This window comes from Methylobacterium sp. E-041, assembly GCF_022829665.1.
Lineage (GTDB): Bacteria > Pseudomonadota > Alphaproteobacteria > Rhizobiales > Beijerinckiaceae > Methylobacterium.
Genome location: NZ_JAKSYQ010000214.1, coordinates 36,914 through 44,665, shown reverse-complemented (window position 1 = coordinate 44,665; position 7,752 = coordinate 36,914). Strand labels below are relative to the sequence as shown.

Here is a 7,752-nt window from a genome sequence, read left to right as displayed (position 1 = left end):
CCTGTACGTGAACCTCGACCAGGGCGGCCGCAACAACGGCGCCTTCGCCTCCAACTCGACCGGCACCGTGACCCTGACCTCGCCGGGCGTGACCGTCGTGCAGAGCGGCCTGAACCGCAACAACAGCACCGAGTTCGCCGTTGTGCGCGCCGGCCTGAACTACAAGTTCGGCTCGTACTAGGACCTGCCGGATCCGCCGCGGCTCGCCCAGAGCCGCGGTTCGACCCGACCCGAGAAGCCCGGCCGAAAGGCCGGGCTTTTTTCGTCGCACGATCGCGGGCATGAAAAAGCCCGGCCTCGCGGCCGGGCTCCGATCGGACCGCCGTGCCGGGCCGCTCAGATGTCGAGGTCGGTCTTCTCGGCGAAGGCGGCTCGCTCGGAAATGAAGGTGAAGCGGGCTTCCGGCTTGTTGCCCATCAGGCGCTCGACCGCGTCGCCGGTCGATTCGCGCGCCTCGTCGAGGACGGCGACGCGCATCAGGATGCGCTTCTTCGGGTCCATCGTCGTCTCCTTCAGCTGCGCCGGCATCATCTCGCCCAGCCCCTTGAAGCGGCTGATCTCGACCTTGCCGTTCTTGAACACCGTCTTGATCAGCTGCTCCTTGTGGGAGTCGTCGCGGGCGTAGGCGGTCTTGGTGCCCTGCTGCAGCCGATAGAGCGGCGGCATCGCGAGGTAGAGGTGGCCCTTGTCGATGAGCTTCGGCATCTGCCGGTAGAAGAAGGTGATCAGCAGCGAGGCGATGTGGGCGCCGTCGACGTCGGCGTCCGTCATGATGATCACCTTGTCGTAGCGCAGCTCCTCGTCGCGGTACTGACCGCCCGTGCCGCAGCCGAGCGCCAGGGTCAGGTCGCCGATGAGCTGGTTCGCACCGAGCTTGTCGCGGCTGGCCGAGGCAACGTTCAGGATCTTGCCGCGCAGCGGCAGGATCGCCTGCGTGGCCCGGTCGCGCGCCTGCTTGGCCGAGCCGCCGGCCGAGTCGCCCTCGACGATGAAGATTTCCGAGCCCGCGGTGCCGGCGGCCGAGCAATCGGCGAGCTTGCCGGGGAGCCGCAGCTTGCGCGTCGCGGTCTTGCGCGCAACCTCCTTCTCCTGGCGTCGGCGCAGGCGCTCCTCGGCCCGGTCGATCACCCAGTCGAGTACCTTGTTGGCCTGGGCCGGCGACGCGGCGAGCCAATGGTCGAAGGCGTCGCGGATCGCGGTCTCGACGATGCGCGACGCCTCGACGGTGGCGAGCTTGTCCTTGGTCTGGCCCTGGAACTCCGGCTCGCGGATGAAGACCGACAGCATGGAGGCGCAGGTCGCCATCACGTCGTCGGTGGTCACCGCCGTCATGCGCTTGGCCTGGTTCACCCGCTCGGCGTGCTCGCGCAGCGCCCGCAGCAGCGCGACGCGCAGGCCGGATTCGTGGGTGCCGCCCTCGGGCGTCGGGATGGTGTTGCAGTACGAGGCGGAGACGCCGTCGTCGTGGACCATCCAGGCCACGGCCCATTCGAGCGAGCCGTGCGAGCCGGGCTTTGTGATCTTGCCGGAGAAGATCGCGTCGGTGACGAGCTCCTTGCCCTCGATGTCGCGGGCGAGGTAGTCGCGCAGGCCGCCGGGGAAGCGGTGCACCGCCTCGGCCGGGATGTCGGTGCCCTCGATCAGCGCCGGCGCACACCGCCACCGGATCTCGACGCCGCCGAACAGGTAGGCCTTCGAGCGCGCCATCTTGAACAGGCGGCGCGGGTCGAACGCCAGCGAGCCGAAGATCTGCGCGTCGGGATGGAAGCGGATGCGCGTGCCGCGCCGGTTCTGCACCCGCCCGACGGTTTCCAACCCGCCCTGCGCATGACCGCGCGAAAAACTCTGGCGGTAGAGCGTCTGGTTGCGCGCGACCTCGACCTCCAGGAGGTCGGACAGCGCGTTCACCACCGAGATGCCGACGCCATGCAGGCCGCCGCTGGTCTCGTAGACCTTCGAGTCGAACTTCCCGCCCGCATGCAGCGTCGTCATAATGACTTCGAGCGCGGACTTGCCGGGAAACTTCGGGTGCGGGTCGATCGGGATGCCGCGGCCGTTGTCGGTGACGACGAGCGCGCCGGTCTCCTCCAGCTCGACCTCGATGAAGCTGGCGTGGCCCGCCACCGCCTCGTCCATCGAATTGTCGATCACCTCCGAGAACAGGTGGTGCAGCGCCCGCTCGTCGGTGCCGCCGATATACATGCCGGGCCGGCGCCGCACCGGCTCCAGCCCCTCCAGCACCTCGATGTCGGACGCGGTGTAGCCGGCCTCCGGACCGGCGAGCGGCTCGAGCGCCGCCATCGGCGCCGTCGGCTTGCGCCGGCGCTCGGACGAGGGCAGGGGCGCGGCGGGCGAGGGATCCGTGGCCGAAGGCTTGGCCAGCGAAGAATGGGTGGGCGAAGAATGGGCAGCGGCCTTCGCGCCCGGCCCGAACAGGTCGATGGGGGCGTCGCTCAACCGACGGGCTCCAGGCTTCGGGTCACGTCTCGCATGGGCTTTCATCCGCTCACGATACCGGAACAAAACGGAAACATCAAAGGCGATCGCAGGCCGAATCCGCTATGCAGCTTCGCATGTGCCGCGCGAACCCTCCAAACGCTGCGATGCAACCGTCATCGGGGTGATGCGCAGATCCGGTTAAGATCGCCTCACGCTGCAATTTCGCGCGGAACCGGCGGCACGATCCTGAATTATATCACAAGATCTTCGCCGTAACGAGGGCTGGGACGCCGCCGATGACGACTGCTTCGATCGAAGCCCGAACCCTGATCCTCGCCCGCCTCGAGCGCGCCGCCGGGCAAGCCTTCGGATGCGAGCAGGACGCTGCGCCCGTCTCTCGCGCGGCCTTCGTCAATCCGACGACGATCGCCCTGGCGACATTCGCGACGGCCTTCGCCGCGACGATCAGCTACCTCGTCTAAGACCTGCGACGCGCCTGGCGCGGACCGCCGGCAAGCCGCGCCGCCGGCGGTTCAGCCACTGGCCTTCTTGCTCGCGGCCGGCTTCGCAGCGGCCTTGCCCGCAGCGGCCTTCGGCGTGGCGCGCTTCTTCGCGGCGGGTTTGGCGGAGGTTTTGGAAGCGGTCTTCACCGTCCCGACCTCGCCGTCCTTGGCCGCCTTTGCCGGCTTGCGCGCCGTGGCCTTCGCACCCCGCGCCGGCGCGGCCTTGCGGCCGCGGCTCGGCTTGCCCCCGCCGGCCGCGCGCTTGGCGTTGACGAGGTCGATGCCCTCGGCGAGCGTCAGCGCCTCGGCGGCCATCGATTTCGGCAGGGTCGCGTTGACCTCGCCGTCGGTGACGTAGGCGCCGTACTTGCCGGCCTTCACCACCAGCTCGCGACCCGTCGCCTCGTCCTTGCCGATCGGGCGGCCGGGATCCGAGGACGGGCGGCCGCGGCCGCCGCCCTGTTCCTTGGCGACGATCAGGTCGATCGCCCGGTTGGCGCCGACCTCGAGCACGTCGTCGTCCTTGCCCAGGTTCGCGTAGGTCTTGCCGTGCTGGACGTAGGGCCCGAACCGGCCGAGATTGGCCAGGATCGGCTCGCCGGTCTCCGGGTGCCGGGCGACCTCGCGCGGCAGCGACAGCAGCCGCAGCGCCTTCTCCAGGTCGACCATCGACGGCGTCACGCCCTTCGGCAGCGACGAGCGCTTGGGCTTGGCCGCGTCCTTCTCGGTCGAGGCCTCGCCGAGCTGGACGAACGGGCCGAACCGTCCGTCGCGGATCGTCACCGGCAATCCGCTCACCGGATCGTTGCCGAGCACCCGCGTGCCGGGCGGGCTGCCGTCCGGCGATGAGCCGTCGCCCTCGCCCTCGATGCCCGCGGCCGAGAGCTGCCGGGTGAACTTGCATTCCGGGTAGTTCGAGCAGCCGACGAAGGAGCCGAACTTGCCGAGCTTCAGCGAGAGCTGGCCCGAGCCGCAGGTCGGGCAGGTGCGCGGGTTCGAGCCGTCGGCCTTCTCCGGGAAGATGTGGTCGCCAAGAAGCGTGTTCAGCGCCTCCAGCACCTCGGTGACGCGCAGCTCCTTGGTGCCGCCGACGGCGGCCGAGAAGTCGCGCCAGAAGTCGCGCAGCACGTCGCGCCAGTCGATCTCGGCGTTCGAGACCCGGTCGAGCTGGCCTTCGAGGTCGGCGGTGAAGTCGTACTCGACGTAGCGCTTGAAGAAGCTCTCGAGGAAGCCGGTCACGAGCCGGCCCTTGTCCTCGGGCTGCAGGCGCTTCTTCTCGATCTTGACGTATTCGCGGTCGCGCAGGGTCTGTAGCACCGCGGCGTAGGTCGAGGGCCGGCCGATACCGAGCTCCTCCATGCGCTTGACGAGGCTGGCCTCGGAGAAGCGCGGCGGCGGCTCGGTGAAGTGCTGGGTCGAGGCGATGCGCTCGCGCTTCAGCGCCTCGCCGGCCTTCATCGGCGGCAGGCGCTTGCCGTCCTCGTCCTCCTCGTCGTCCTTGCCCTCCTGGTAAAGGGTGAGGAAGCCGTCGAACTTCACGACCTGACCGGTGGCGCGCAGGTCGATCCGGCGCGGGCCGACGCTGGCGGTCACGTCGACCGTGGTGCGCTCCAGCTCGGCCGATTCCATCTGGCTGGCGACGGTCCGCGTCCAGATCAGGTCGTAGAGCTTGGCCTGCTCGGGATCGAGCATCCGCGCGACCTGCTTCGGCAGCCGGCCCATGTCGGTCGGGCGCACGGCCTCGTGGGCCTCCTGCGCGTTCTTGGCCTTGGCGCTGTAGCGGCGCGGCACGCCCGGGACGTACTTGTCGCCGAACTCGCGGCCGATGACCCGGCGCGCGTCGGCGATGGCCTCGGGCGCCATGTCGACGCCGTCGGTCCGCATGTAGGTGATCAGGCCCACCGTCTCGCCGCCGATGTCGACGCCCTCGTAGAGCTTCTGGGCGACGCGCATGGTCTGCGCCGGCGCCATCCCGAGCTTTCGCGACGCCTCCTGCTGCAGCGTCGACGTCGTGAAGGGCGGCTGCGGATGGCGCTTGGCGGGCTTCGCCTCGACCGAGGCGACCTGGAACGTCGCGAGCTCCAGGTCGCGCTTGAACGCGGCCGCATCCTCGCCGTTGCCGACGTCGAGGCGCTGGATGCGCTTGCCGTCGGCCCCGACGAGGCGAGCCTCGAACACGCCGCCGTCGGCGGTCGAGAGGGTCGCGACCAGCGACCAGTACTCGCGCGGCTTGAAGCGCTCGATCTCGACCTCGCGCTCGCAGACGAGCCGCAAGGCTACCGACTGCACGCGGCCGGCCGAGCGGGCGCCGGGGAGCTTGCGCCACAGCACCGGCGACAGGTTGAAGCCGACGAGGTAGTCGAGCGCCCGGCGCGCCAAGTAGGCGTCGACCAGCGCCTGGTCGATCTGGCGAGGCTGCCGCATCGCCGTCTCGACCGACGCCTTGGTGATCGCGTTGAAGGTGACGCGCTCGACCGGGATGCCCTTCAGCACCTTGCGGGCGGTCAGCGCCTCCAGCACGTGCCAGGAGATCGCCTCGCCCTCGCGATCCGGGTCGGTCGCCAGGATCAGCTTGTCCGCGCCCTTCACGGCGCGGGCGATCTCGGACACCTGCTTCGAGCCGCGGGCGTCGAGCTCCCAGATCATGTTGAAATCGGCTTCGGGATCGACCGACCCGTCCTTGGCCGGAAGGTCGCGGATGTGCCCGAACGAGGCGATGACTTCATAGTCGCGGCCAAGATACTTGTTGATGGTCTTGGCTTTGGCCGGCGACTCGACGACGACGACTTTCATGGACGAAACAGCCTCTCGTCAAAGCCCGAGCAGCGGCAGGAACGCACCAATTGTTGGGTTTCGCGCCGCGGCCGGGCCGGACCTGCGCGGGGCATGAAGTGGTTCATGCCCCGCGGGTTGTCAAATGGGGGGCTGTTCGGGGCGCCTGCCGGGAGGCGCGTACGGGTGGGCATTCTCCCCCCTCTGCGGGGGGGAGGGGGCCGGTCTCAGATGCCGGCGTACCATTCGTAGCCGCGGTCCTCCCAATAGCCGCCCTGGCCGTCGCCGATCCTGGCCAGCGATTCGACCACCTCGATCCGCATCACGTACTTGGCCTGCTTGTAGCCGAGCTGCCGCTCGAGCCGCAGGCGCAGGGGCGCGCCGTTCGAGACCGGGAGCGGCTTTCCGTTGAGGTCGTAGGCGAGGATCGTCTGCGGGTGGAAGGCGTCGGTGAGGTCGATGCTCTCGTAGTAGCGGATCGGCGTGCGCGTCTCCTCGGGCTCCTCGGCCGGGGCACCGCCCCAGGCGTCGGCATCGTTGCCCGCGGCCGCCACCTGGACGTGGCGCACCGCGCTCGGGTTCTCCGGCTGCAGGAACGCGCCGTCCTTGCTGGCTTCGAGGCCGCCGCCGGCATATTCGAGCGTGTCGGCGCAGTGGAACACGACGTAGCGCGCCTGCGGCTTCAGCCCGGCGCGGTTCAGCACCTCGGCCAGCGGCACGCCGGACCATTTTCCGATGCAGCTCCAGCCCTCGACGCAATCGTGCCGGGTCGTCTGCGTCCGCGACGGCAGCGCGCGGAGGTCGGCGAGGCCGAAGCTCTGCGGTCGCTCGACGAGGCCCCCGACCTCGAGCTTGAAGGTCGAGAAGTTCGAGGCCGCAAGCGCCTTGTAGGCCTTGTCCGGCGGGTCGATCGTGCCGTTCGGCTTGAACACCGCCGAGATCTCGGAATCCGGAAATTCCTTCGCCAGGGAGTCGTTCGAGAGCAACAGGCGCTGCACGAACAGGTTGGCGTCCTCGCCGGCCTTCAGCGTCCGCGGGCCGTAGGCGGACCCGGCGAAGCGGTCGCAGCCGGCGAGCATCGCGGTGCCGCCGAGCGCGGCGACGGTGGTGAGGAAGCGGCGGCGGTCGAGGTTGCTCATCGCGGGGTCGCTCCGTCCTTCTCGATCGCGAACCAGCCGGTGACCATGCCGCGCATGTTGTTCCAGAAGCCCGACACCAGCACCAGCACCACGTGCACGATCACGAACAGCACCAGGAGGTTGGCCACGATGAAGTGGATCGTGCGCGCCGACTGCCGGCCGCCGAACACGTCGACCAGCCAGGGCCAGGCGGCATCCATGCCCGGCGACATCGCGAGGCCGGCTAGCACCATCATCGGCAGAAGGCCGGCGATCACGGCGAGGTAGGTCAGCTTCTGCAGCACGTTGTAGCGCTTGGCCTCCTCGCCCTTGGGGAAGTGCAGGGTGAGATGCTCGCGCACCGAGCCGCCGAAGTCGCGGATCTGGTCGCCGTCCGGGATCACCCGCCGGCGAAGCTGCCCCGTCACCAGCCCGTAGAGCAGGTAGATCGCCCCGTTGATCACCAGCGCCCAGGCGAACAGGAAGTGCCAGCGCCGCGCGGTGGCGAGATCCTGCCCCGAGGGGATCGTGCTCCACGACGGGAAGGCCCGGTCGGCCATCTGGCCCTGGTCCTTCGAGAGCCCGAGCACGCCGGTGGTGTCGAAGGTGCGGCCGCCGATCGTCACGATGCCGCGGGCGTTGCCCTTGGCGTCGGTGTCGCTGGTGATCGCCAGCGCCGGGGTGTCGAAGGTCGACTTCGCGCCCCAGTACAGGGCCGGATGCGCGTTAAAGATCTGCAGCCCGCTCATCAGCAGGATCAGCAGGGAGGCGGCGTTGAGCCAGTGCGCGACGCGGATCACCAGCGGATGCCGGTAGATCGCCTCGCGGCGGGGCGTCGCGGTGCCGGAGGGAATCGCCGGGGAAGCTGCCAAGGGAGTGTCACCTGATTGTCCGAGTGGCGACCACTTCGCCGCCTCGTC

Annotated in this window: 5 protein-coding genes and 1 pseudogene; 2 read left to right on the top strand and 4 right to left on the bottom strand. The window is 69.4% G+C overall.

What is annotated here, in order from left to right:
• Nucleotides 1–181 (top strand): annotated as a pseudogene (locus MKK70_RS20025) (porin family protein); the annotation flags it as partial.
• A gap of 155 nt (nt 182–336) precedes the next feature.
• On the opposite strand, the gene parE reads toward MKK70_RS20025, so the two are convergent.
• Nucleotides 337–2,457, bottom strand: coding sequence for a DNA topoisomerase IV subunit B (parE, locus tag MKK70_RS20020; RefSeq protein ID WP_243949475.1), 2,121 nt, complete (start codon nt 2,455–2,457; stop codon nt 337–339).
• A gap of 278 nt (nt 2,458–2,735) precedes the next feature.
• Here parE and MKK70_RS20015 point away from each other — a divergent pair, with 278 nt between their 5' ends.
• Entirely contained in the window at nt 2,736–2,921 is a 186-nt protein-coding gene (locus MKK70_RS20015; RefSeq protein WP_147843597.1) for a hypothetical protein, read from the top strand.
• 51 nt (nt 2,922–2,972) lie between these two features.
• Here the strand turns inward: MKK70_RS20015 and topA are convergent, their stop codons facing one another.
• The 3 genes from topA to MKK70_RS20000 all read right to left on the bottom strand — a co-directional run bounded on the left by topA (nt 2,973) and on the right by MKK70_RS20000 (nt 7,704).
• Nucleotides 2,973–5,735, bottom strand: coding sequence for a type I DNA topoisomerase (topA, locus tag MKK70_RS20010; RefSeq protein WP_243949474.1), 2,763 nt, complete (start codon nt 5,733–5,735; stop codon nt 2,973–2,975).
• Nucleotides 5,736–5,941: 206 nt separating this feature from the next.
• Nucleotides 5,942–6,853, bottom strand: a complete 912-nt coding sequence (locus tag MKK70_RS20005; RefSeq protein ID WP_243949473.1) for a molybdopterin-binding protein — start codon at nt 6,851–6,853, stop codon at nt 5,942–5,944.
• Nucleotides 6,850–7,704, bottom strand: coding sequence for a cytochrome b/b6 domain-containing protein (locus MKK70_RS20000; protein ID WP_243949472.1), 855 nt, complete (start codon nt 7,702–7,704; stop codon nt 6,850–6,852). Before MKK70_RS20000 ends, MKK70_RS20005 begins: the two co-directional genes overlap by 4 nt.
• Nucleotides 7,705–7,752 lie beyond the last annotated feature (48 nt).